The 24,409-nt window shown below is 58.3% G+C and carries 15 protein-coding genes; 7 read left to right on the top strand and 8 right to left on the bottom strand.

Going from position 1 to position 24,409, the window contains the following annotated elements:
* Positions 1-6 precede the first annotated feature (6 nt).
* The gene (locus ETAA8_RS20285; RefSeq protein ID WP_145092476.1) at positions 7-1,419 is read left to right on the top strand and encodes a DUF1501 domain-containing protein; all 1,413 of its coding nucleotides are present in this window, start codon (positions 7-9) and stop codon (positions 1,417-1,419) included.
* 15 nt (positions 1,420-1,434) lie between these two features.
* On the opposite strand, the gene ETAA8_RS20290 is transcribed toward ETAA8_RS20285, so the two are convergent.
* From ETAA8_RS20290 to ETAA8_RS20305, 4 genes are all read right to left on the bottom strand, one after another.
* On the bottom strand, positions 1,435-2,676 hold the full coding sequence (locus tag ETAA8_RS20290; protein WP_145092479.1) for a DUF6340 family protein: 1,242 nt from the start codon (positions 2,674-2,676) through the stop codon (positions 1,435-1,437).
* 56 nt (positions 2,677-2,732) lie between these two features.
* Entirely contained in the window at positions 2,733-3,089 is a 357-nt protein-coding gene (locus ETAA8_RS20295; RefSeq protein ID WP_145092482.1) for a hypothetical protein, read from the bottom strand.
* Positions 3,090-3,332: 243 nt separating this feature from the next.
* Positions 3,333-3,665, bottom strand: a complete 333-nt coding sequence (locus ETAA8_RS20300) for a hypothetical protein (protein ID WP_145092485.1) — start codon at positions 3,663-3,665, stop codon at positions 3,333-3,335.
* A 510-nt stretch (positions 3,666-4,175) separates the two neighbouring features.
* Positions 4,176-5,162, bottom strand: coding sequence for an NAD-dependent epimerase/dehydratase family protein (locus ETAA8_RS20305; RefSeq protein ID WP_145092488.1), 987 nt, complete (start codon positions 5,160-5,162; stop codon positions 4,176-4,178).
* Between the two features lie 282 nt (positions 5,163-5,444).
* Here ETAA8_RS20305 and ETAA8_RS20310 point away from each other — a divergent pair, with 282 nt between their 5' ends.
* The 6 genes from ETAA8_RS20310 (at position 5,445) to ETAA8_RS20335 (ending at position 18,629) form a co-directional block, all read left to right on the top strand.
* Complete coding sequence (locus ETAA8_RS20310; protein ID WP_145092491.1) at positions 5,445-8,669, top strand: tetratricopeptide repeat protein; 3,225 nt, start codon at positions 5,445-5,447, stop codon at positions 8,667-8,669.
* A gap of 60 nt (positions 8,670-8,729) precedes the next feature.
* Positions 8,730-9,680, top strand: a complete 951-nt coding sequence (locus tag ETAA8_RS20315) for a MotA/TolQ/ExbB proton channel family protein (RefSeq protein ID WP_145092494.1) — start codon at positions 8,730-8,732, stop codon at positions 9,678-9,680.
* A gap of 27 nt (positions 9,681-9,707) precedes the next feature.
* Positions 9,708-10,124 carry an ExbD/TolR family protein gene (locus ETAA8_RS20320; RefSeq protein ID WP_145092496.1) on the top strand — a complete coding sequence of 139 codons (417 nt, stop codon included), beginning with the start codon at positions 9,708-9,710 and terminating at the stop codon, positions 10,122-10,124.
* A 48-nt stretch (positions 10,125-10,172) separates the two neighbouring features.
* The gene (locus tag ETAA8_RS20325; protein WP_145092499.1) at positions 10,173-15,218 is read left to right on the top strand and encodes a hypothetical protein; all 5,046 of its coding nucleotides are present in this window, start codon (positions 10,173-10,175) and stop codon (positions 15,216-15,218) included.
* Positions 15,219-15,409: 191 nt separating this feature from the next.
* Positions 15,410-16,825, top strand: coding sequence for an MFS transporter (locus ETAA8_RS20330; RefSeq protein WP_145092502.1), 1,416 nt, complete (start codon positions 15,410-15,412; stop codon positions 16,823-16,825).
* 109 nt (positions 16,826-16,934) lie between these two features.
* Entirely contained in the window at positions 16,935-18,629 is a 1,695-nt protein-coding gene (locus tag ETAA8_RS20335; protein WP_145092504.1) for a hypothetical protein, read from the top strand.
* 17 nt (positions 18,630-18,646) lie between these two features.
* Here ETAA8_RS20335 and ETAA8_RS20340 read toward each other — a convergent pair whose 3' ends face one another.
* The 4 genes from ETAA8_RS20340 to ETAA8_RS20355 form a co-directional block, all read right to left on the bottom strand.
* Positions 18,647-19,747 carry a prenyltransferase/squalene oxidase repeat-containing protein gene (locus ETAA8_RS20340; RefSeq protein WP_202921130.1) on the bottom strand — a complete coding sequence of 367 codons (1,101 nt, stop codon included), beginning with the start codon at positions 19,745-19,747 and terminating at the stop codon, positions 18,647-18,649.
* A gap of 74 nt (positions 19,748-19,821) precedes the next feature.
* Complete coding sequence (locus tag ETAA8_RS20345; RefSeq protein ID WP_145092509.1) at positions 19,822-20,898, bottom strand: prenyltransferase/squalene oxidase repeat-containing protein; 1,077 nt, start codon at positions 20,896-20,898, stop codon at positions 19,822-19,824.
* 540 nt (positions 20,899-21,438) lie between these two features.
* The gene (locus tag ETAA8_RS20350) at positions 21,439-22,815 is read right to left on the bottom strand and encodes a Gfo/Idh/MocA family oxidoreductase (RefSeq protein WP_238397438.1); all 1,377 of its coding nucleotides are present in this window, start codon (positions 22,813-22,815) and stop codon (positions 21,439-21,441) included.
* A 94-nt stretch (positions 22,816-22,909) separates the two neighbouring features.
* Entirely contained in the window at positions 22,910-24,391 is a 1,482-nt protein-coding gene (locus ETAA8_RS20355; protein WP_145092512.1) for an alkaline phosphatase D family protein, read from the bottom strand.
* Between the last annotated feature and the right edge of the window lie 18 nt (positions 24,392-24,409).

Genomic DNA, 24,409 nt, shown 5'->3' on the forward strand with positions numbered 1-24,409 from the left:
CTAGCGATGATGATTCCCCCACTCACTTTTTCGCCAAGCCGTCGTGAGGTTCTGAGGCGCCTGTCGTGCGGCTTCGGCTACACGGCGCTCGCAGGACTTTGCGGCCAGCAAGCCCTGGCGGAGTCGACGAAAGGAAGCCCACTTACTCCTCATTTTCCGCCGAAGGCCAAGCGCGTCATCTTCATGTTCATGGTCGGCGGACCTTCGCACGTCGACACGTTCGATTACAAACCGCAATTGCAAAAGGACGATGGCAAGTCGGCACCGCGCCAGGATGTGGGGGGCGATCGCGTCTGGTTGAAGTCGCCGTTCAAATTCCAGCAGCATGGCGAAAGTGGGCTGTGGATTTCAGAATTGTTTCCGCACCTCGCCAAACGGGCCGACAACCTGTGCCTGCTCAACGGCATGCACACCGACTTGCCGAGCCATGCGCAGGGGACAGTCCTTTGGCACACCGGCAGTTCGCAGTTCGTTCGTCCATCGGTTGGTGCCTGGGTGCTTTATGGCCTGGGAACAGAAAACAGTGATCTTCCCGGCTTCATCACTTTGAATCCCACTTCGAGCTTCGGCGGCGCGCAAAATTATGGCAGCGCGTTCTTGCCAGCCTCATTTCAAGGCATGCGAATCGGTGGCGGCAACAATAATTCGATGGCGCAGGCCAAGGTCGCGCACATTGCAAATCCCAAGCTGTCGCCCAGCGAACAACGCCGCCAACTCGACTTGATGCAAGCCATCAATCGTCGGTGGTTGGCAGAAGATGCAGTGAACCCGGAACTCGAAGGGGTGATCGAGTCGTTCGAAATGGCCTTTCGCATGCAGAGTGCGCTGCCGAAGTTGATGGACCTCTCCAGCGAAACGCAAGCGACGCTCGATCAATACGGCATCGGAGCCAGCAGCAAACCGACCGACAATTTCGGCCGGCAGTGCTTGCTCGCGCGGCGCTACATCGAAGCTGGCGTGCGCTTCGTCGAAATCTCATACCCCGATTGGGACCAGCATACCGATCTCCGCAGCAAGCACTCAGCCAATTGCCTGGCGACGGACCAACCGATTGCTGCATTAATTGCCGACTTGGAAAGTCGCGGTCTGCTCGAGGAGACGTTGATTGTCTGGGGCGGTGAGTTTGGTCGCACACCGGGAACCACAAACAGCCGCAGCGTGAATGACGGTCGCGACCACAACGCGCAAGGCTTCACCATGTGGATGGCCGGGGGCGGCGTGAAAGGCGGGATGTCATATGGCGCTACCGACGAGCATGGCTATGCCGCCGTCGATGGCAAAGTTCACATTCATGATCTGCACGCGACGACGCTGCACTTGCTCGGGCTCGATCACGAAAAGCTGACCTACCGCTATTCAGGTCGCGACTTCCGCCTGACCGATGTGCATGGCCGCGTGATTAAAGAGATACTGATTTGAGTTGTCACCAGGCAACTACTGCGGCGGCAGTTGCGAATGCGAAGCTGGCATTACTTGCGGCCCGGTTGGTGGCGGCGGGCCATAGGCGGGCATTTGCGGCGGCACATTGTGGGGTGCGGCGGGCTGTTGCGGCGGGCCATACTGCGGCGGTTGCTGAACGAATTGTTGTTGCGGCGGGAACTGCGCGTTAGGTGCCATTGGTGGCGGCTGATTCCGGGCTGCTAGCGCCGCTTGAGCCGTGGGTCGCGACTGAGCCTGGGCAAACGCGAGTTGAAACTTCTGTTGGCCGGCCGTCATTCGTTTCTTAGCCGCTTGATAGTCGCTGGCAGCGTAGCCTTTAATTGCGTTATCGAGGTGTTGCATTGCAGCCGGATAATCGAGCCGCGCTTCGGCGGCCAAGGCCAGATTGAACTGCGCGGCATGACTCTGCGGATTCTCGCGCAAGGCCGTCTGCCAGTGTTTCTCGGCCTCTGTCCAATTTCCCTTCATGGCCGACTTATTGCCGGCGCGAAGCTCGTTCATTCCCTTCCCATAGTACTGCCGCGCCAATACTACTTCCTGCGGCAGATAATGCGGCGCGATCATCCGCACCACGTCTTGCGAGCATTCGTTGAGCAGCTTGGTCAGGATTGCTTCGCGCGGAGGTAGATCCCCCTGCCCATTAACGCGCTTGCCATGAAATGTGTGCGAAAATTGCCGGGCCGCGCGGATCTCGCCGGTGCGGACATCGATCAGTTTGGCTGCGACCGAAACCGAAGCTTCCCGCGTTAACGTCTGCGTGCTGTCGAGTCCGAAGCCCACACCGCTGCTCGTATCACCTTTGGAGCTCTTGCTGGTCGAGCCGCCAAGTTCGATGTGATGATCGGTTTGCAAATCGTCGAGCACGTTATAACTGACGACCTGCCCGCAAAGGATCGCATCGACCCCCATCGTCCGGGCTGCTTCCATGGCCGCGGTCAGATCGGGATTTCCCTCGGGCGTGGTCACAGGTCGGACACGGGCCAGTTCAGCCTGGTCGATTAGGTTGTAGTACTTGTTCTCGAACAGTTGGCTTTGCAGGGCCGAGCGTGCGATCTTGCCGCTTTGCTGGTCCCCTTCAAAATCGAGAATGGCCAAGCGCTCGAGCCCGGCGATATCGAGTTCAGCCGGTCGCCAAACCATCATTCGCGCCTTGGGAGCACAGCCAGAAGCAAGCAGCAGCGTGGCCAGGAGCAACAGCCCCAATTCAGGCAAACGCGTGCAACGGCAGAAGGTCATGGGCAGGCTTGATTGGCTTCGTGAGTTGATCTACTGTCTTTCGCAGAACTGCTCGCTTATTCCTGCGGCAAATATTCGTCGACTCGGCGGAGCTTTGGCGTTCCGGTCATGTGGGTTTGATTGCGCCGCGGGACGCTGGTTGCTTCTTCCATTTCGGGAATTGCCTGCGGAGCGTTGTCAGGCTGAGCCGGTGTTGGTTCGGTGGCGGTCTCGGTCACCGCATCGCCGGTCGCTTTGTAGCCTGCCGGTTCAAACACGGAACCGACGCGGCCCCAACTCGGATTGTCGCGTACCCACGCGCCACCGGTGTAACCGAAGTCGCAATCGAACGGAGCACAGCACATGGTGCAACCGCTTGAACAGGCCAGCAGGGCGGCGAAGAATACGCCAAACGCAATTTTCAGGCAATGCATGAGCTTCGTCCTTGACCTGCTACCACGCGAGTGCTGGCGAAGAACTTGCCAGCTGCAGCCGAACGACATCCGTTCGCTACGGTCCGCTGCGACGTGTATTCGGCAAGTGCCGGTTAGGAGCTTTAGAGCGACTTTGCGGGCCGCAGAGAATTTGCCGTGAATGTCCGGCGGCAACCACCGCTGACCTCAGAGAAGCTGAGACTGAGCAGCGGCGGTATCGAGATGGAGTTTTCCAGCAGCGACTTAGAACTCGCTGGGCATTTGAATCTGTTCGCGATCAGCTGGGGGCTGAGTGCGGCGGCGCGGCTTGCGATTGGCCTTGGCCGAGGACCATTCCTTCGTCAGCGATTCGAACACTTCGGGCGTTTCGTACCGAATGACCGTCTTGCCATCGGGCATGGGGCCGATCAGGCCACGAAACACCGGCATGCCGCGGAGGGCCAGGTCGGTGCTGCAATCGTCGATGCCAATCTGAGTATGGGTCTCTAACAGCGATTCCGTGGTCGGATAATCGCGGATGCGGAGCGAACCATCGGTACCGCGAGTGACGACGCGGACAGTGTTTTTGGTAGCCATGAACTTGTTCCCGCTGAAGTCGCCGACCGGTGAATGGGCCGATACGGCAGAATCGGAACCGCCCCCAACCGCCTGTGGGTACCACGGGCCGAAACATTTGTCCGGCAAATCGCGGCCAACCCAACAGACGCAGGGCGAGTACTTGCCTTCTATCGACCAGTCAGCCGCGCCAGCACTGGAATGCTGTCTGGCACCTTACGACACACGCTTCCCTCATCACGGGCGTTACGGGCACGAAGCACAGGTCCCGAACCAGACCTACGAGCGCCCTGACACACACGGCAGTCATATCCTGAACATCTGCTGCGACTGACGGCGCCTTTGCCCACGATATGCAACAGAAGTTCGCTGCGGAGCAAAATCGCACGACACCCTTACAGGGGGTGTTCAATTAAGGGGGCGATATTTGAACAGCGGCGTGCGTAACTCTCGGGTTTCCGAGCGATTGGTGTTCAACAAAGGAGGCAATTGTTGAACATCTAGGTTAAAAACGGACGCTGCTTCTGACGACTACCGCGCGGCCAGGCAGTCCCGAATGATGTCGTCGAGCGTGAGTTGCGCTTGCCAGCCGATAGTGGTGCGAATGCGGGTCAGGTCGGGAACGCGGCGGCGAATATCTTCAAAGTCGGCATCGTAAGCATCGCGGTAACTTTGAAAGTCGACCTGCGACTTCGAACCAGCCAAAGCAATCACCCGCTCGGCCAGTTGCAAGATCGAGATGGGCCGATCGCTACCGATGTTAAAGACCCGGCCGATGGCGTCTGGTGAATCCATCAGTCCGAGGATTGCGCGAACCACATCGCTCACATGGGCGAAGCACCGAGTCTGGTTGCCGTCGTCGTGCACCGTGAGTGACCGGCCGGCCACAGCCGCCTCGACGAACCTAGGCAACACCATGCCATAGGCACCGGTTTGTCGCGGGCCCACCACATTGAAGAACCGAGCAATCACCACCGGCAAGCCAAACTGCCGGCTGCATGCCAGGGTCAGGAATTCGTCGATCGCCTTGCTGGCTCCGTACGACCAGCGGGGCTTGGTGGTGGCCCCAAAGACCAGGTCGTCGTCTTCGTTCCAGACCGGTTTGGGGTTCTTACCATAGACTTCGCTTGTACTGGCGAGAAAGAACTTCACCGGTTTGCCTTGCTGATGCTGGGCACACAGTTCGTCGAGCAAGATTTGCGTCGGATAAATGTTTCGCTCGATCGTCTGGCGTGGCTGACTGGCGATCAACGCCACCCCAACGGCTGCCGCCAGATGATAGACCTCGTCGACGTCGGTCAAGCACTTTTGGACCAGTTCGAGGTCACCAATCGAGCCGCGCACAATTTTTAACTGGTCCGACTTCTTCGCCTGCACAAGACTGGGGCGCTCAAGATTTGCGAACCGGCCGGTCGATTCGTCATCGACAACGGTCACCCGATTGCCGGCGGTCAGCAGGGCCTCGACCAGGTGCGAACCGATGAATCCCGCTCCGCCAGTGACTAAAAGATGCTTCACAGACCAACTTCTTGGGGAAACGGGGACCAGTCGGACGAAAATCACGTCCGCGCCGTAACACCAACTAGCTGAGCAGCCAACAAGTTGCGTAGAGGGCGGGGCGGAAGCAGTGACTTTACCACCCCGCGGGCTGGTTATAAACTGGATGATGTCGCCAACCTCTTTTTCGGCGGCAATTCCGAGCCTGAAAGCCGTCGCCAGCGGTCCTTCGTGCAGGGCGACGACTACGGGCTGGCAGTACAGCGACCGGCGAACAAGTCAACGAGCGGGGAACCGACGATCATGCGGCAGTATCTGGTTTTGAAATATGGATTTGCGTTTGTCGCCGTCAGCTTCTTAGCGGCGCTGCTGACCCCTGCCTCAGCCCAAGAGAAAGAGAAGAAAGCTGAATCGTCCGAAGCTGCCAAGTTGGCGTTCTCGGATGCAGGTTCTTTGCAGAACAATAGCGCCTTCGAGGCCGCGTCGGAAGATTGGGAGAAGTTCCTCAAGAACCATCCCCAGGATCCTCTGGCACCAAAGGCTCAGTACTATCTGGGAGTCTGCCGGCTGCAACTCAAACAGTTCGACAAGGCAGCAGCTGCTTTTGAGGCCGTGGCCAAAAGCACTCCTAAGTTCGACTTGCTCGAGGACTTGCTCCTCAACTTGGCTTCGGCTCAGTACTCGCTCGCCGGACAGGGTGTGGCTGGTCTGCACGAAAAGGCCGCCGCCAGCTTTGGCCAACTCGTGAAGGAATTCCCCAAAGGCAAGTACATCGAAGAAGCCCTCTACTATCAGGGCGAGGCACTCTATTCGGCCGGTAAAAAGGTCGAAGCGGTTGCGGCCTACGAACAGTTGGTCAAGGATCACGAGAAATCGGGCCGCCGTGTAGATGCGCTCTACGCCCTCGGAACGACGCAGGAAGAACTCGGCAAATATGCCGAGGCGGGAAAGGTTTACGACACCTACCTGAAGGAATTCGATAAGAATCCGAACGCCACCGAAGTCCGGATGCGCAAGGCCGAAACGCTGCTGCAAACCGATAAGTTCGCTGAAGCCGAGAAGTTGTTCGCTGAAGTCGCACAGGTGAAGGACTTCAATTCAACCGATTTTGCACTCTTTCGCCAAGGTGCCGCGCTCGCTCGTCAAGACAAGTACGCCGAAGCGGGAACCGTCTATGCCAAGGTGGCTGCTGATCACAGCAAAGGTCCTTATGCTGCCGATGCGGCCATTTCGGCCGCGCGGGCTTTCTATCGAGCCGAAAAGCTCGACGATGCCGCCAAGTGGTTTGAGCAGACGCTAGATAAAGGTGGCGCGAACGTCGCCGAGGCAGCTCACTGGCTTAGTCGCATCTACCTCCGTCAGAAGCAACCTGCCAAAGCTGCCGAACTCGCCGGCAAGCAGATTGCCGGTGCGAAAGACAGCCCCTACTTCGTCAATCTGAAACTCGATGAAGCGGATGCTTTTGTCGAAATCCCTGAAAAGAAGAAAGACGCCCTAGCGCTTTATGCGGGCGTTGCTAAGGATCACAGCAGCCACGAACTGGCTCCCCAAGCGCTTTACAACGCCGCCTTCACGGCGCTCGAACTGAAGCAATACGACGATGGCGTGAAGTACAGCGCTGACTTTCTCAAGTCGTTTGCCAAGGACAAGCTTGTTCCGGACGTGCAATACGTCGCCGCTGAGTGCGATCTGCAGTTGAAGAAGTATGCCGAAGCGGAACAGGCGTTTGCGGCGCTGGTCAAAGATCAGGCTTCGCACGCAGAGATCGATACCTGGCGCGTTCGGCTGGGATTGACGCAGTTCCTGCAGAAGAAATACGCCGAAACGGTCGCCACTTTGGAGAAGGCTGCCGCCGATCTAAAGTCTGCAGATGCGAAGGCTGAAGCGAATTACCTTGTCGGTGCGAGCCAGTTTTTTCAAGACAAATTTGCCGAAGCCGAGAAGCACCTCTCGCAATCGCAGACTGCGAATGCCAAATGGCGACAGGCAGACGAAGTATTGGTGCTCCTCGCGCGGGCACAACGCAAGAACGACAAAACTCCTGCTGCCAAGCAGTCGCTCGATCAACTGATTAAGGAATTCCCCACCAGCACGCAGTTAGACCAGGCACACTATCGCCTCGGTGAAATTGCCTTTGCCGAGGAGGACTTCAAGACCGCTGGTACGCAGTACGAACTGGTCGTCAGCAAGTGGCCGGAATCGACCTACGCTCCCTATGCCCTCTACGGCCGGGCCTGGTCGCAATTGAAGACCAAAGAATATGCCGCTGCGAACGAAACCTTCACGTCTCTTCTCTCAAAGTATAAAGATCACACCCTTTCTGCCGACGCTCACTTTGGCCGCGGCATGAGTCGACGCCTGGCCGGCGACTTCAAAGGTACCGTCGAAGACATTGATGCCTTCCTCAAATCAAACCCCAGTGAACCGAACAAAACCGACGCTCTTTACGAACGCGGGCTGGCCGAAGTTTCGCTCAAGGACAATGCGGCTGCGGAAAAGACCTTCGCCGCGATTCTCAAGGACAATCCCAAGTACTCGGGTATCGATAAGGTGCTCTATGAATTGGCTTGGGCAGTGAAGTCGCAAGACAAATCAGCTGCGGCGGTTCCCTTCTTTGATCAACTGGCAAAGGAACATGCCGACAGCCCGCTCGCTGCGGAAGCTCTCTTTCATGTTGGTGAAGATCAATACGACAAGAAGGCCTACGCTGATGCTGTCAAGACTTACACCACCGCCATCAGTAAGAAGCCTGCGGGCGACTTGGGCGAACGAACCAATCACAAACTGGGTTGGGCCAATTATCAGCAAAAGCAATACGACGCGGCTGCAGCTGCCTTCGATGCCCAGCTGAAGAACTTCGCCAACGGAGCGCTCGCCGGCGATGCCGCCTTCATGAAAGCGGAATGCCTGTTCAAGCAAGAGAACTATAAAGATGCGTTGGTCGCATTTACCGCGGCTGGCAATGTGAAGCTTTCGTCGCCGACCATGGAAGCATTGCGGTTGCTGCACGGCGGGCAAAGCGCTGCTCAGCTGAAGCAGTGGAAAGAGAGTCTGGCCCTGCTCGAAGAAATTCCGGTGAAGTTCCCCGATTCGCCAGTACTTTCCGAAGCGATTTATGAAACGGCCTGGGCCAAGCAAAACTCTGGCAAGATCGATGAAGCGCTCAAGGACTACGAAGTCGCGGCGACGAAATCGCGCGATCATGTCGGCGCTCGAGCGCGGTTCATGATGGGCGAAATCCAATTCGAAAAGAAAGCATTCGACGACGCGATTCGCGAATTCCAACGGGCCATGTTCGGCTATGGTGCCGATGCAGCCACGCCAGAAACCAAGAATTGGCAAGCCAAGTCTGGCTTCGAGGCTGGTCGTTGTGCCGAAGTGCAGATCAACGAGACCAAAGACGCTGCGGCGAAGACCAAGCTGATTAACGACGCTAAGCGATTTTATACGTTTGTTGCCGATAAGCACTCCGGGCACGAATTGGCCGGCGATGCTAAGAAACGCCTGGAAGTTCTGAATAAGCTGTAATCATTGCCCGCAGTTTCTCCCGCCGCGAAAATTCCCCCGCAACTGTGCCAGACGGTTAACATGAAACAACGCTCAACGATCGAGATCAATACGCTGCATTCGCGCCCGTGGGTGCGTCTGGCGATTTACAGCACCTTTGCGATCGCTATTCTCTCAAGTGTGCAGCCCATCGCTCGCAGCTTGAATGCGCAGGCACCGCCCGATGCGGCAGCAGGTCCCAGCGGCGAAGCTGCCCCAACTGGCACGCCCAATGCCGCCGATCAGCCTACGGCTCCGGCCAAGAACAGCCTGAATTTGATTGACCTGGCCAACCAGGGCGGTGTCTTCATGTATCCGCTCTACGGCCTTTCGATGCTCGGAGTCTTGATGGGCGTCGAGCGGGCCATTGCCATTCGACGCAGCCGCATCATTCCGCAAGAATTTGTCGATAGTCTTGGGCAACTTGGCAATAGCGGCGGGTTTGATCCACGTAAAGCCTATCGTCTCTGTCAGCAGTATCCATCCGCCGCTGCCCGCGTGGTCAAGGCCATGCTGCTGAAGGTCGGACGACCCGTTTCCGAGATCGAGCACACCGTTGCTGAAACCAGCCAACGTGAATCAGAACGATTGTACTTCAACGTTCGCTGGCTCAACCTGGCCGCTTCGGTGGCTCCGCTGCTAGGGCTCGTCGGTACGATTCAAGGAATGATCCTCGCTTTTCACGGCCTGACCACGCTCAAGGCCGGCGACAACCAAATGGTAATTTTGGCAAACGGTATCTATACCGCACTCGTCACAACCTTCGCGGGTCTCTTGGTGGCGATTCCTGCAGCCATGGCCTCGCAATATTTCGAAGGACGGTTAATTCTGTTCTTCCATGAAGTCGACGAACTTGCCTTTAACTTGCTTCCCCAGGTCGAACGTTACGAAGGTCGTGTCCGATTCACTCGCCAGGGGGAAGAAGAAGCGATGAAGGACGAAACCAAAGTGGTTCCACCTGCCCCTGCTCCCGTCTCGGCCGCCGCCAAATAGCTCTCCAGCAAGAAAAGGTGAGCCGAGATGGCACTTAAAGTTAGCAAAGGCAAGGCCGACGAGCTGTTTAACTTCACGCCGATGATCGACGTGGTGTTTAACCTGCTGCTGTTCTTCATGGTTGCCGCGCGCTTTGCTCAGGAAGAACGCGAAGTTCCCGTGCAACTGCCATCGGCCAGCGAAGCCCGTCCACTCACGGCCACTCCCACTGAGCTATTTGTCAACGTGAACCAGGTGGGACAGATCTTCGCGGGTAATCGTGAAGTGACACCAGCGGAACTCGATACCTACCTGCAACAAGCAGCAGTCAACAATCCGGCCAATCAAACGGTCATCATTCGCGCCGATAAGCGAGTGCCGTTCGACCACGTGGTAACGGTGATGAATGCTTGCAACAAAGCCAAACTGTTCGATTACAAGATTACGTCCGCCAACGAAGAGTAACCGGCGCACCCCACCGAAGTCGGCAGGAGCCGATTTCAGGAGCAACTTATGGCCAAGATACGACGCGTGGTTCGCAAGCCCCAGGGCGAGCACCACGGCGATATCTTCGAAGAACAGCTGTGGCCGACGTACATCGCGCTCGTGGTGCTCGCAGCGTTCTCGATGGGCGTGAGCGCGGCCTATCTCAAATTCAACGATCCCCGCATCTTGCACAACGCGGTCACCTGGCTGATTCTTATTCCGCTTGGTACCGGCACGTTTATGCTGGCTTTCTACCTGCTCGATAACCGCACCCTGCGACGCTCGATGCAGTTCTCGGCCGTCGTCTGCGCGATCATTCACCTGGCGCTGATCGTGCAAATGTACGAGACGGGTCTCTTCACAGTGGAGATCGTCCGCAATCCAGAAGCCAAGCCGGTCGAACGGCGTGCCCCAAAGCCGATTCCCGAATATCGCCCGCAGCAGATGATGTCGGCAGAAGACCGTCCACAGCAGGATTTTGAAAAGCCGATCGAGACGAAAACACCAGAACCTAAGAACGAGCCGGAAGAAGTCGTTCGGCAGGAAACGCCCAAGGATGTGGCCCCTCCCCAGCCGCAACCGATTCCCGTGCCGGAAGTGCAACCCACGACCGAACCGAACATCATTAAGAAGCCACAGCCCAACGAGGCTGCTCCAAAACCAGCCGAAACTACTGCAAAATTAAGTCGTCAAGTCAAACCGGTCGAGACCAAGATCAGCCAACTGATCGAAACACCCAAGATTCCACAGGCGATTGCCAAGCCCACGGAAGCAACTGCCAGCGCAGCTGCCGTCCAAAGACAAAATACGGCTGCCAACGCAGCGCCGCGCGAAGTGAAGGAACCTACGACTCAGACCGAAAGTACGACGGCCAATGTGGCCCGCCGCACAGAGCAGAAAGCCCCGACGACAGAGACTACCGCACAGCCGACACTGCAGCGCCAAGTGGCTCGCCCCACCGAAACGCCCAAGTCGCAAGTGGCCGCAGTGCAAACTCCGGCGGCCACCAAGGAGACGACTCCGCAAGAACTCAAGCCGGCGAATACAGCCTCGACGAAGACGACCAATTCAAGCCCGTCGCTCGTCCGCAATCAGACCGAACCACTTCCCGAAGTGAGCAGCCAGCCAACGCCGCAACCGCAGCGCCGACAGCAGGAAAGTCCGCAGCAACCGACGGTCGCGCAGACGCAAACACCAGTACCGAATCGCCAACCTCGCACCACGGAACGACCTGATGTAAAGACTCAGGCCAGCGTTGTCACGCCCAGTTCGACGGCCGGTCAGACTTCGCCGACCGAAGCGAAATTGACGCCGCAAACAAACTCGGTTCAGCGGGCGACTGCACAAGTCACAGCGACTCGTCCGACCGAACTCCCTTCAACAATTCCGAATTCGTCGCGCACCGATCAGGTCGCTTCGCAAATTACGCGCACCACAGGCCAGATGGCCCCCACGGCCACCGCGAATCCTACACAAGCCCCGTCTCTCACGCGCAGTACCAATAACTCGCCGAGTGTTCCCTCTGCCACCAAGGTTGAAACGACAGCAGCCGCTGCGACGCAAGTCGCCACGTCGGGTGAACTTTCTCCGGCAAGCACTGCCACCCAACGCACCGCGGTGGCGGCGGCTCAACAAGCTCCGGCAACTGGCAATCCACGGCCGACAACGGTCGCTGCCAACACGACCACGGCATCGCCCACGGCAACAAATGCCCGCCGCTCTACCGATTCAAACAATCCCTCCGATGCACCGTCAGTAACGCCGGGCACTACCCAAGTTGCATCAACTCGGGCAACCCAACCCGTACGCAGCAACACGGTCACCACGGTTGCTGATGTGCCAGCAAATGCCGGCCCCCAAACATCGTCCTCCGCAGCGCTTGGTCCATCGTCGGCCACCGTCTCGCGCCAGACCGCTGCAAATTCACCCAGCGCGACTCGTACTCAGCCCACCGCGAACACGAATGTCGCAAGTCCGACAGCTCAAGTCTCGCACGGCGGCGCAGCCCGCGCGCAAAACTCGACAACCCCGACTATCGATCCCACTGCTACACCCGGGCGCGCACCATCGCGTGCCGTCGCCAGTGCGACCCAAGCGACTTCTCCCACTGCTGTCGATAGTCCGGCTCAATCCGTGGCCGCTCAAGGTGCCGGCGATCCCTCGGCTCAACCTGCCCGCATGGCACTTAGCCGCTCGCTGGGTGGAGTTGCTGGCGTGGGGAAGAGCCCGAATATGGATCGCTCAACTCCAGGGGGTTCTGGTCCCGCGCTTGTTGCTTCGTCAGCTGCGCGCCGTGCGGAAGCCACTCAAAGCGGCCCGACGGGTGACGCCCTGGCCCCCAGTGCACCGGCTCAGATCGCTCGTGCTCGTGCCGGCGCGCAAGCTCCGACTGCTTCCCTCAAGGCGGAAGCTGTGGAACACGCAACCTCGCCTGGTGCCAATGAAGTTGCAGCTGTGAATGCCAGTTCGAGTGCCGCACTCAGTCGCGCGGACTCCGATGCTCGGCATGCAGAAGTCACGGGTGCTAAGGGTGCTGGTGAAGTCGATCTTGGGCCAACGCAGATCGTCGCGGAAGCGGGGGCCGGTCGTGCGGCCGGTGGTGGTCAGGCGGAACTTAATTTTGAAACCAATGCACCGCAAATCGCACGCAAGACCGAAACCGGCGGCAGCCCACTGATGTCGCTTGCTTCTGCCAAGGTCGACGAGTCGGTCGCCGCGCCGATGGGTACAAGCGGTGGTCAACCTGCCGCCAGCGATCCTGGCCCAGCCGCAGTCTCTGCTTCGCGCACCCTAGCCGGCGGCCAATCGCCAGCTTCTGGCGGCCCCTCGAAGGCCAGCGAAACCGGCCCTTCGGCTGAAGTGAATTCAGCCACGATGCTCGCCGAGTCGGCAGTCAGTCGCGCTGACAATGCAGAGGGCGCAAGTGGCGGCGCTGCTGCAGGGGGACAACCCGATATTGAAGATGAAAAAGAGAAAGCTCTGCGGCTGGCACGGCTCGCAGCAGGTGGCGGTCCTCAACTGGCGATTTCTGGTCCGGTAATTGCCGAAGTGACACAGTCTCCGATGGGGGCAGGCAGTGATGGTGGCACACCGAACGCGCAGCCTCAAGTGACAGCCGTGGCCATGTCATCGGGTCGCCAAAATCTCACTGGCGGTGCTCCTGCAGGCGGTGCCGCGATTGCAGCTGGCGAACCAGGTGAATCCTCGCGCGGGGGTGCCGAACAAATCGGCAGCGTCACCGTGAGCCGGGCTGAGGCATCGGACGGCGCGCCAGGCGAACCAGCACTTGGCGGCGGAACAGGTTCTCCCTCGCGCGCGGCCAAGGGGATTACGCTCGCCGCCAACACCCAAGCCGAAACGATCGAACTCGCTGGGTCAGCGCAATCGGGCGGAGCACCGCAAGGTCAGATGATCGAAGCCCAAGGGACCGAAACCTCACGACTCGCCGGCGGAGCAGCGGGCCCGGTCAGCGATGGCCCGACCGGTGCAATCGCTGGCGCGCAATTGGTTGATGCTTCGTCCGCGGGAACTCCCGGTGAAGCTTCGGGCAAACGCAATTCCTCCGCTGCAACCGGCGATGGTCCGCAAGTCGGAGGCGAAACGAATACTGGAGCCCCGGGGCGACGTGCCTCGACCACCGAGATTGCAGGGGGTGCTTCGACGGTTGCGGAGATTCCGCAGATGGGCCCGACTTCGGCACTCGCTCAAGCAGAACTCGATCACGGGATGGGCCCCATGGGCGCTGCTCCCATGACACGCCAGGATGCGGGTGAATCCGTGGCTGTGAACATCGAAGCGCCAAGTGGTCCCGGCGGCTTAGGTGCCGAACATGCTCCACGCGTGGGTCTCAACACTCGCCAGGCGCGAGAAGACAGCGTCGAGCTGCAAGTGCAGACGGCCCGTTTCCTAAGGCAAAAAGCCGGCGGTTTGCCCTCCGTCAGTACGTCGGTAGTGATGGCGACAGATCCCTTTGCTAAGCGAGCAACACGCGATAAGGGAGATGAGAAAGCCGGTGGCAAGGGCTCGCCGCCGCCACAAACGGAACAAGCAATCGAAATGGGGCTGCAATTCCTCGCCCGCTATCAACAAAACGATGGCCGCTGGAGCCTGCAAGGTTTTGGAGAGGACACACAACTCCAGTCCGATACGGCCGCCACCGCGCTGGCCCTCTTGTCGTTTCAGGGGGCCGGATTTAATCACCGTGAGCATCAGTACAAAGACGTCGTGCGCTCGGGAATCGATCATCTCCTCGCTCATCAAAAAGAGAACGGCGATCTGTTCGTCGCGCTCGACGACAACAGCAATCGCAGTGTGTGGCTGTACAGTCACGCGCTAGCCACAATCGCCGTCTGCGAAGCTTACGGCATGACGCAAGATCCGGAACTCCGCATTCCTGCACAAAAGGCCATCGACTTCATTGTCGCCGCTCAGCACAAAGAGCGCGGCGGGTGGCGGTACGCGCCGGGCGTCAGTTCCGATACCTCCGTCAGCGGTTGGATGATGATGGCGCTCAAGAGTGGTGAGCTTGCCAACCTCACGGTTCCCAAAGAAACGTATGTCAAGATAGATGCCTGGCTGAATGCTGCCCAGAAGTCGAAGAGCGAAGCATCGGAGTTCCGCTACAACCCCTATGCTGAAGACACTCCCGAGCAACGGCATGGCCTCGCTGCCAGCAAGACGATGACCTCAGTAGGGTTGCTGATGCGGCTTTATTCCGGCTCGAAGCGAGATCAGACCGTGATGCTGCAGGGTGCTGACTACTTGCGAAAGAATCTGCCAGCCATTGGCGACCCGCGCAATCCCCAGCGAGATACCTACTACTGGTATTACGGCACGCAAGTGATGTATCACATGGGCGGCGAACACTGGAAGGCTTGGAACGGCAAACTACATCCGCTGCTGGTGGGTTCGCAAATTAAACAGGGACCGTTGGCGGGAAGTTGGCAACCGCGTGGTCCGGTGCCGGACCGCTGGTCAGCACATGCCGGTCGCTTGTACGTGACGACGATGAATCTCCTGTCGCTCGAAGTCTACTACCGCCACTTGCCGATCTACGAAGATACGGCGAAGTAGGCTCGGCATGATTCTGATCGCGGCCAGCGACGGATGAATGGGATGGACAAAATGGCGCGAACTTCTCTAAGCCCCAGCCATACCGGGGGTCGTTGACGTCCTCTCGTCGCTTTCGTCACTGATTTTGGTTGACCGGAAGCCTCTTCGCGGCGAAGCTGTTGCCAGCCATATTTTCGCCGCGGAGTTTTTGCATGTCTCGCTCGGTCGACCAAGCGTACGCCTCGCCGCAAGTCCACGATGCTGAGGTTCGGTTGTTGCAACCCGGCGGTTCACCGACCCGGGTCCGCTATTACATCATCGCCCTGTCGATGTGCATGTCGCTGATCCTATACCTCGATCGGTTTGCGCTAGCCCCAATTACTTCGACCTTGCTAGTTGACCTCGATCTGACGAAGGAAGAGTTCGGCCGTCGCAGCATGTGGTTCTTTTGGCTGTATGCCATTTTTCAGGTTCCAGCTGGGGCCCTGGCCGATCGCTTTGGCGCGCGGAAGATGCTGGCCATTTATGTGGTCGCCTGGTCGCTTGCCACAATGGCTCTTGGTTTTGTGCAGGGACTTGTTGGGCTAATTGGACTCAACGCCGTGATGGGCGCGGCACAAGCCGGGGCATATCCAGCGGCAGGCAGCTTTCTCAAACGTTGGGCAAATCCCACCGCGCGGGCCAAAGCAAACAGCCTGGTAGCAGCAGGTGGCCGAATCGGAGCTCTCGTTGCTTTCGCGATTACTGCCTGGTTGGCTGTAAAATTGAAGGGCACCTTCGGCGTCGAGCAAGGTTGGCGGTTGACGCTGGCAGTCTATGGGATATTGGGAATCGTTTGGGCAACTGCATTCTGGCTCTTCTTTCGCGATCATCCCAGCGAGCATCCTGGCTGCAATCAAGCTGAAATTGACCTGATTGGTCGCGAGCCTCCGGCACCGGTAAGAGCCCCATTTCCGGTGGCAGGTCTCCTGCTCAGCAGCAATGTTTGGCTACTAAGTCTTTCGGGCTTCCTGGTCAACGTGGGGTGGATCTTTCTGACCACGTGGCAAACGGTTTACATCATGGAGAAGTTCTCGCCCCAACTACGCGAGATGTTTCCGAATCTTGCGGAGGGAGCGAATCTCCAGGATATGAAGCAAGTGATTGCCGGACGACTCACGGCGTTTGTGTTGTTCGCGGGAATGACGGGAGGTATTGTCGGCGGAATTGCGGCCGACATCTTTCGTCGTAAGCTGGGGCCGATTTGGGGTCGGCGCGTGCCGGGCATCATTGCCGGGTCGGTGGCAGGTACCGCTTATTTGTCGTTTCAGTTTGTCAACGATATCTGGATCTTCGTCGCGCTGATGCTGGTCGTTTCGTTCACAGTCGACTTCGGCCTGGGCTCGCTGTGGGCTACTTATCAAGACATTGGCGGGCGGCACGTGGGCAGCGTGCTTGGGTTTGCCAATATGTGGGGAAATTTTGGCGCGGGGCTCTGCGGTTGGTATTACGGTTGGCTGGCCGACAACAAAAACTGGCCGCTGGTGTTTACGATCTCGGCCATCGCACTGTTTGTCATGTCGGCCAGTTGGTTTTTGGTGGATCCGACCAAGACATTGCAAAAAGAGGTTGAACCCGACCTTCAATGAGCGTCGCTCGCTGCGAGACTGGCAGCTAGAATAGAACCAGGCAATAAAACGGCCGCTGTCCGACGCATAGATGGGCAGTGCCCCGCGCGTTCATCCCGGTTCGATTTCCATGACAGGTCTTCGCGTGCTCAATCGTTTTGTACTAACTCTCGTTTACTCGGCGCTCTTGGCAGTGATGGCCAGCCCGTCGCTACAGACCTTGGCTGCCAAGCCTGAAGAGCCGTCCGCAAAACCGGCCACCGTTCCTGCTCCCGCCGCGCTTGAAGCAGAACCGGCCGTACCCGAAACTGCTCCGGCAAACCCCACTCCCGAAAAACCGCCTGAGAAGTCACTAACTCCCCGACCCGGTGGCGAACTCCCTTGGCTGAAACGCCCCAAAAGCAGCGATCCCTTGCCGGTCATTCGCCCACCTTCCAGCGTGCGCGAGATCCTGGATAAGTACGAAATTTCCGAGAGCCAGCTGGATGGTTTCTTTAACGGCCAACCCGTTTCCACCGACGAGCAGGACATGCTCGTACGGATCCTGTATCGCCTGCCGCGGATCGGCCTCGACAGCCTGCAAAAATGGCGGCGGTCTGATCTTCCGCTCGATCAACTCGTAATCAACACCAAGCAAAACCGCTTGGAGGTCATTCCCCTGGAGGGTCGCCTGGTCGGGCTCGAACAACAGGAAGTCAGCCCCGAACTGGGCCGGCGTCTAGAGATCAAGCACTTTTACCTGGCGCGTGTCGACCTGACAGGTCAAGGTTCTGGCTATGAGGCTCTCGTGGCACTGCGCCGCGTGCCGAAAGTATGGGAGGAATTGCCGGTCCTCAATGAGCCAGTGAGCTTCGACGGCATCTTCTTGAAAGTGGCTGATCCAACTGGCGACAAGCCCCAACTACTTTTCCTCTCGCGCCGCTTGCGCTGGCAACCCGATCAGGCTATGCCTGAGCATTTCATTGGCCCCGATCAGTTACGGCTCGCGAGTTTGGGCTTCGACCTCAGTTTGCTGGAAGATTTACGCACCACAAACCGGCGCGACATCGGTGACCTCGACCGCGAGCCACTCTATCAACTGCTGGACCTGGTTGGCCGTACAAAACAGGACCAGCTTATTCCCGCACCGCCGCGTGTTGTGGATGTCGTCCCGTTGCTCCAAGAACCCGAAAAACATCACGGCGAGATCATGACCGTCACGGGCTTTGCACGGCGAATCACCAAGGTCGTTGTCGACGATATCGACATTCGCAATCGCTTCCAGATCGATCATTACTACGAGATCGATATGCAGGTGAATTTAGGGGAGCAAAGCATTCGGTTCGGCAACGATCCGACGGGCGAAAAGAATCCAGTGTTTTACAACGACTATCCGGTCACTCTCTTGGTTCGCGAATTGCCCCCCAACTTAAAACCGATGGACAACATGCGCGAGTTGATTTCGATCAGTGGCATCTTCATGAAGACCTGGTCGTATCGTTCGACCTACATGGCTAGGTTCGATAACAAGCTGCAACTCGCGCCGCTCTTTGTCGGCAGAATTCCGCATCGCGTCGTGATCGAGCGCGTGCACAATTGGGTGTCTGATCTGCTCGTGGGGTTTGCCATCTGCACTGCGGCCTTCATCATTGGGGCCGTCTTCTGGTGGTTTCGATCGAGCAATCAATCGATGCAACAGACCCTTAAAGAACTGTCGGACCGCGGCGAGCAGCCCAGCTTTGAGGGGCTGGAGAACGCGCCGACCGGACCAGACTTCTCCGCACTTCATCAGGCAGATGTCCCGCTTCAGCAACCGCAGAATCCCACGGCACCGCCGCGAGAGTAGCTGTGTTAACTTGCCCGCTAACGCCCCAGTTCGCAGAGCGTGCCGATCGCGAGTGACGTAGCAATGAGCGGGTCGTTCTCGCGCATGCGGTCGGACTCATTCTGCCAGCGGCCATCGCTCTTCTGTTCGGCAAGCAAGATGCGCTGGATCTCTTTGCTGCGCGAAATCCGTTCGCTGGGGGGCAGCAGTGGAAGCACTCGCGCGAGTGAATGGTAGTAGTAAAAGCGCAGGCCGCGCCGCCAATCAGCTTCAGCCGGTTGCTCCTCAAAGCCGGGAACCACTTCCAGCGCCGGTCGCTTGCTGAGCCAGGTGATCACCCGCTTGATCGGCTCGTCGTCGCTCTTCATTCCCGTGGCAAGCAAACCACGAATGCCATCGCAGGTCGCGGTGCCGTACGATCTCGGCTTGGTGCGGCCTTCGTCGCTGAATTCGGCTTTATTATTGAGTGACATCGGCTCGGGTGTGAAGCAAAAGCCGCCATCGGCTTGTTGACAGCGGAGCAACCAGCCGCGCGCGGCCAGACGCGCCTTATCTGCCGCCGCCGAACGATCGGCGGCAAGTGCTTCAAGGACGTGAGCCACGATCGACACATTAGTGCCGGTCGTGATCCCTTCCGAGTCCCCCGCCCCGAGAAAATCCCAGCCTCCGTAGCTGGCATGGTCAACGGCAAACCCGCGCGGCTCGAGCAATTGCGCTTGCAACAGATAATCGCGCGCAAGAGCCTCGCGCGTGGCTTCCTGGTCGCGCTTGAGCCGGGCTTTCGTCGTTAGCCACAACGCGGCACCGTAAGTGGGAAAATCGAGCGAGCCATCGGCTGCTGCGACCGTTTGCTTTTTGGCAAAGCCTGCCTGCAAGAATTGAAAGCCATTGTCGATTGCGTCAGCGTGAGACTTACGCAAACCGTCTGGCAACTGGCTGAGCGTATCGAGTGCCAGCGTTGTGACTGCCGATCCACCCTTCAACTGTCCATACGTCTGGGAGTGCCAGCCACCATCCTTGCCTTGCTGCGAAGTCAAATAGGCCGCGCCTCGTTCGATAGACTTGGAAATGTCGTCGTCAGCAGCATTTACCGTTTGCACTAAGAAGCTGAAGAGCGAAAGCGCTAACAGGCCCAACATGGTTCTAAAGTGCTTTTTCATTCAACCCGCTGAAAACATGGCAGTACTGGAAAGGCCTGGTCATCCGCACCTTCTTAAGCCTGTGAAATTGGCAGGTAACGATTCGGCGCGGTGAGCACCAGAATCGCAGCGGCAGTGCAGAACGTGCGGCTGGTGATGCAATGGTGTCCGGTCCAACTGCCATCGGCATTTTGCACGCTGATGATTTTGTCCCGCACGGTTGGGTACCAGGTGGCCCAATCGTTGCCCCCCTTTTGCAACATCGTCTCGGTAATGAGGTGAAAGGCAAGATACTCTTCACCACCAGCCTGAGAAAACGCCGTGTTGTCTTTGGTCACCAGGCCGGCCACGTCTTGAAAGGCCTTCTTGGCAACCGGTTCGTTTTCCATCCCCAGTGCGTACAGCACGCGAATGCCGGTGGCATTCTTATACAGCGTGTGCATCCAACTCCCTTGGTTCTGATTGAGCGACGTGCTCATCTGCTGCACCAGGTGCTTGGCCGTAATATCCGGGGAACTACCCACTTTCATACCGGCATAGTGCGAAGCCCGCAGCGCGACCCAGCCCATCACGGTGCCCAGGGTCGGAGCCCACGATTGATTGCCCCAATGGCCATCGGGAGTTTGCGTGCCGACGATCGCGGCGATGATCTTCTTCAGACCGTCGCGCACGGGTTCGGTGTCCCAACCTTCGCCAATGACTTCGGCCAGAAACAGGGCCGCAAAAAACGAATGTGCGTGGCGACCGATCTTGTTCTGCAACTGCGTTCCCGTTTGCGAAGTGATGTCGTCGTTCGGCATCACTTCAGTAGCGCGCAGAATGTACGACACAATCCGCTGAACTTCGCGACTACGATTTCCTTCGACGGGCGTATTCCCCTGCGCCATCAAGGCGAGGCCCACCATCGCCGAGCATCCGATATCTTGAGGCTGACCAACGTCGACGCCGCAACCGCCGTCGCGGTGCATGGTCTTCATCAGGAACTCTTCGCCTTTGCGAACTGCCCGCTCACTTTGCGGCGTGAACTCGTTGAACGACTTTCCTTCAGCGGGTTCAACGGGCTTCGTTGCGGCGGGCTCTTGTCCCCAAAGCAGACCGGGGAGTGCCAGTGCCGAAGCGCTGGCCAACAGAGTGCGGCGAGAAACAACCATCGCGACATTCCTTCCTTTAACTGGAATTTGCGCAGAACCAGCTTGAGACGTCTGGCGTCGTTTCTCCAGCCTGCCACCATTATCAGCGGTATTCGAGGCAAGGTCAACGGAAAGACGACTTGGGATCGCAGTTGAACTCACTTTGCCTCTTCACCGTTGACGCTCGAACCGATAGCTCGCAGTTCGCTCGGCGTCGCACTCTCTCTGTGGCCTCGCAGTTCCCTGAGGTTTATCAACACCCCCCTTTTGCGAGCATCGTCGTTAAGCCGTTCCGCAGCAATGGATTCCGTCCAATTGTGCGACTCTCAAAACATCCTATTTGTTGATTAACTCCATCGATGAACCTCCGTGACGCATCTCGCCACGCTCGGTTCATTCTTTGAATTGCCAAGAAACAGTTCTTTTTGACGGCGCGAACTGTCCCCGCCGCGCAGACCCCGCTCCTTCCACCAGGTTGCCAATGCAGCAACCCGCATTATCGACAAGTCGTGAGCAATTGTCAAGTAACTGCTGTTTATATTTTGGGGTCGCGCCGGCCGACTAAATCAATTTCCAAGGAGCCCGATACTCGCGGCGAATGATCGGGTCAGCTTCGGGACACCCCGTTGCTTTGAGGTTCACTGAGTCCCACTCAATTCGTTTGCCGGTGCGATAGGCAACGTTTCCTAAGTGATTGGCTTCGGTCAACAGCCCGGCGTACTCGAAGTTGCATGTCGTAGGAGAGCCGGTCCGACAAGCTTGCAGCCACTCTTCGTGATGCCCGACCGACTTCGGAATGAACGGCTCTGGCGGCTTGAAGTCTTTGAAGTTGCTTTCGGGGAGCAGGACATATTTTCCGTAGTCCGATAGCAGCATTCCCTTGTCGCCGATGAAAAGCACTCCGCTGGCCCATTGCGGAATCCCCTTCTCAGTCCAAATCGTCGGCTTGTTCACCCCTTGATACCAGGTGAGCTTGACCGCCGGCATATCCTCGCGCGCATCGTATTCATAAGTCGCCTGCATCGAAGCCGGAGCAAGCTCGACGTGCGGCGGTGGACCGGAAGCTTCGATCGCGCGGGGAGTTTTCAACTTCAAGGCCCAGAAGGGAAGATCGTTCCAGTGACTCCCCAGGTCCGACATTGTCCCGCTGCCAAAATCCCACCAGCGATACCACTTGGGGCCCGGATAATAAACTTCATGAAACGGTCGTTCTGGTGCTGGGCCGAGCCACAGGTCCCAATCGAGTCCCGCGGGAATCGGGGACGAACCTGCGGGCCGTTCCATTACCGAAACGATGTCTTTGTGGGTCTTCGCATCTTCAGCCGATTGCCGCCCCCAGGCGCGAGACACCCACACGTGCGCTTCGCGCACCGGGCCGATCGCACCGGTTTGGATCAATTCGACCACGCGGCGGTAGTTGTCACCCGCGTGAATCTGCGTTCCCATCTGGGTGGCCACTTTCGCCTTGGCAGCCGCCTCACGAATGACGCGTGCTTCCCAAATGCTGTGGGTCAGCGGCTTCTCGCAGTAAACGTGCTTCCCCAACTGCAATGCAGGCAAGGTGGCAAACGCATGGGTATGCTCGCAGGTACTCACGACGACCGCGTCGAACTCTTTCGCGCGTTCGTAGATGCGGCGATAGTCGGTGAACTTAGCCGCACCCGAGAACTGCTGGCCGACGCGATCGACGGTCGAAGCGGCGACGTCGCACAGACCCACAATGTTCTCGTGCTTCACTGACGACAAATTAGCGCCACCTCGGCCACCGCAACCGATAATCGCCAGGTTCAACTTGCTGTTGAGGTTCTGCCCACGCAAGAACGCGGGAGGGCCAAGCAACAAGCTCGCAGTGGCCGCTGCGGTGCCTTGCACGAACGTGCGGCGCGAGAGTGTCAGACGGCTGACTGCTGAAGAGTTGGCTAGCATGCGTCGCGACATTACTTTCCCTTTGGATGAAGGCAGAATTGCGTTAGTCGTCCGAGAATCACATCGTACGTGCCGGCATCGTAACAGCCGACCGAGTACTCAACCATCAGCCGCAGGCTCGCTGCTTCTTCCACTCATGCACAACGTTTCCGTCCAGATCGCGATGGGCAACGGTGATCTCACTCTGGCCACCAACTTCCTTGAGTGTGACCGACACAAAGCCCCCCTTCACGCGATGAAACTGGTGAAAGGTTTTGTCCTCACCGGGCGTACCCCCGGCATGTTCGTTACTGGCTGCGCCGACGCTGAACTCCCGCACGCCCGTCGCCGGATCGACCGAATGATATTGCCAATGCCGATCGCCGCAGAGAATCAGGAAGTTCTCGGGAACATTCGCCTGCAGCCAGGTTCGCAACTCGTTCCCTTCATGAGCAAAGCCCTTGTTGGCATGATTGTCATTTTTGCCACCCCGATCGGGGCCGACGAGCGGCGTTGGACTGATGAGTATCTTCCAAGTCGCGTCACTCCCCTTCACCGTTTCCTTGAACCACGCTTTTTGTTCGTCGCCCCAGATGGTTTTTTCTGGACCGTCGGCCATGTTGTTGGGCGAGCGATAGTCGCGACCGTCGGTCAGCCAAATTTGCAGATCGCGGCCCCAGCGAAAGGTCCGATACCCTTTGCCCGCCAGCGGCGCTTGCTGCAGAAAAATCTGCTGCCCTTCCGCAAACGACAGCAGCCCTTGTTTATTGCCCGGCCACGTATCGTTCTTGAGCGTGTCGTGATCGTCCTTTAGCCAGTAGGTCCCGGTGTTCCGCAGCAGTTCGACCTGGCGCGGCAGCGAGAACATCCGTTCCCAGTGCAAGCGCGCCAGTGCCGGTGTTACCGCGCGAGGCGGATCATTGTCGTAATAAACCAGGTCGCCGGTGAGCGAAACGAACTTCGGCGCGAGTGCGAGCATCGACGGATAAATGCCGTGCCCATCGACATGCCCCCGGTCGGGATAGCCTTGGCAGGTCATCACGCAGAACGTGAAATTGCCGGGCGTTTTTTCTACAGGAGCCGTTTCGAACTTACCAGCGAACGACGGGTGCAGCGGCGCAGTCGCTGAATCGCGCGACTCGATCTGGTAGTGATAAACGGTGGCGGGGTTCAGGCCGGACAACGCGAATTGGGCGATGAAGTCACCTGCTTCGTCGACATCGCGCCAAGCTGTTTCTTTTGCGTCGCTCAAAGCGATCTCGGTACCATACCGCACGCGTACTTGACCGGCGGCACCAGGACAGGCTCCTTCGATCTCTGCTGGAGACAATTCAGTTGGCGCTGTCTCTTGTTCCTTTCCGCGACCGCGGAGGATTAGCCCCTTGTTGTTGCGCGTGGAATGCTTCGTCAGCCTTGCCCAAACGATGGCCGAAGTCGGCGTGATCTCGCCCACGCGCGAGCCGGTCGCCTGTCGGGGCTGGTCCTTCTCCGCTGCACTGGCTTCCGCAACCTGCAGCGCAAGCGCTGTGCCGGCCGAAGTTGCCAAAAAGCCGCGTCGCGTCAAGCTATTGTCGGTGTTGTTCATGGCTGGGCCTTTGTTGGTTGTCATGGGAGGTGCGAGGCAACG

Origin of the sequence: Anatilimnocola aggregata, from assembly GCF_007747655.1 — a bacterium.
Taxonomy (GTDB): Bacteria; Planctomycetota; Planctomycetia; order Pirellulales; family Pirellulaceae; genus Anatilimnocola; species Anatilimnocola aggregata.

Bases quoted from the DNA above. Each gene is read 5' to 3' on its own strand.
- ETAA8_RS20285 (WP_145092476.1), top strand. From the start codon at position 7: ATGATGATTCCCCCACTCACTTTTTCGCCAAGCCGTCGTGAGGTTCTG.
- ETAA8_RS20290 (WP_145092479.1), bottom strand. From the start codon at position 2,676: ATGACCTTCTGCCGTTGCACGCGTTTGCCTGAATTGGGGCTGTTGCTC.
- ETAA8_RS20295 (WP_145092482.1), bottom strand. From the start codon at position 3,089: ATGCATTGCCTGAAAATTGCGTTTGGCGTATTCTTCGCCGCCCTGCTG.
- ETAA8_RS20300 (WP_145092485.1), bottom strand. From the start codon at position 3,665: ATGGCTACCAAAAACACTGTCCGCGTCGTCACTCGCGGTACCGATGGT.
- ETAA8_RS20310 (WP_145092491.1), top strand. From the start codon at position 5,445: ATGCGGCAGTATCTGGTTTTGAAATATGGATTTGCGTTTGTCGCCGTC.
- ETAA8_RS20315 (WP_145092494.1), top strand. From the start codon at position 8,730: ATGAAACAACGCTCAACGATCGAGATCAATACGCTGCATTCGCGCCCG.
- ETAA8_RS20320 (WP_145092496.1), top strand. From the start codon at position 9,708: ATGGCACTTAAAGTTAGCAAAGGCAAGGCCGACGAGCTGTTTAACTTC.
- ETAA8_RS20325 (WP_145092499.1), top strand. From the start codon at position 10,173: ATGGCCAAGATACGACGCGTGGTTCGCAAGCCCCAGGGCGAGCACCAC.
- ETAA8_RS20330 (WP_145092502.1), top strand. From the start codon at position 15,410: ATGTCTCGCTCGGTCGACCAAGCGTACGCCTCGCCGCAAGTCCACGAT.
- ETAA8_RS20335 (WP_145092504.1), top strand. From the start codon at position 16,935: ATGACAGGTCTTCGCGTGCTCAATCGTTTTGTACTAACTCTCGTTTAC.
- ETAA8_RS20340 (WP_202921130.1), bottom strand. From the start codon at position 19,747: ATGTTGGGCCTGTTAGCGCTTTCGCTCTTCAGCTTCTTAGTGCAAACG.
- ETAA8_RS20345 (WP_145092509.1), bottom strand. From the start codon at position 20,898: ATGGTTGTTTCTCGCCGCACTCTGTTGGCCAGCGCTTCGGCACTGGCA.
- ETAA8_RS20350 (WP_238397438.1), bottom strand. From the start codon at position 22,815: ATGTCGCGACGCATGCTAGCCAACTCTTCAGCAGTCAGCCGTCTGACA.
- ETAA8_RS20355 (WP_145092512.1), bottom strand. From the start codon at position 24,391: ATGACAACCAACAAAGGCCCAGCCATGAACAACACCGACAATAGCTTG.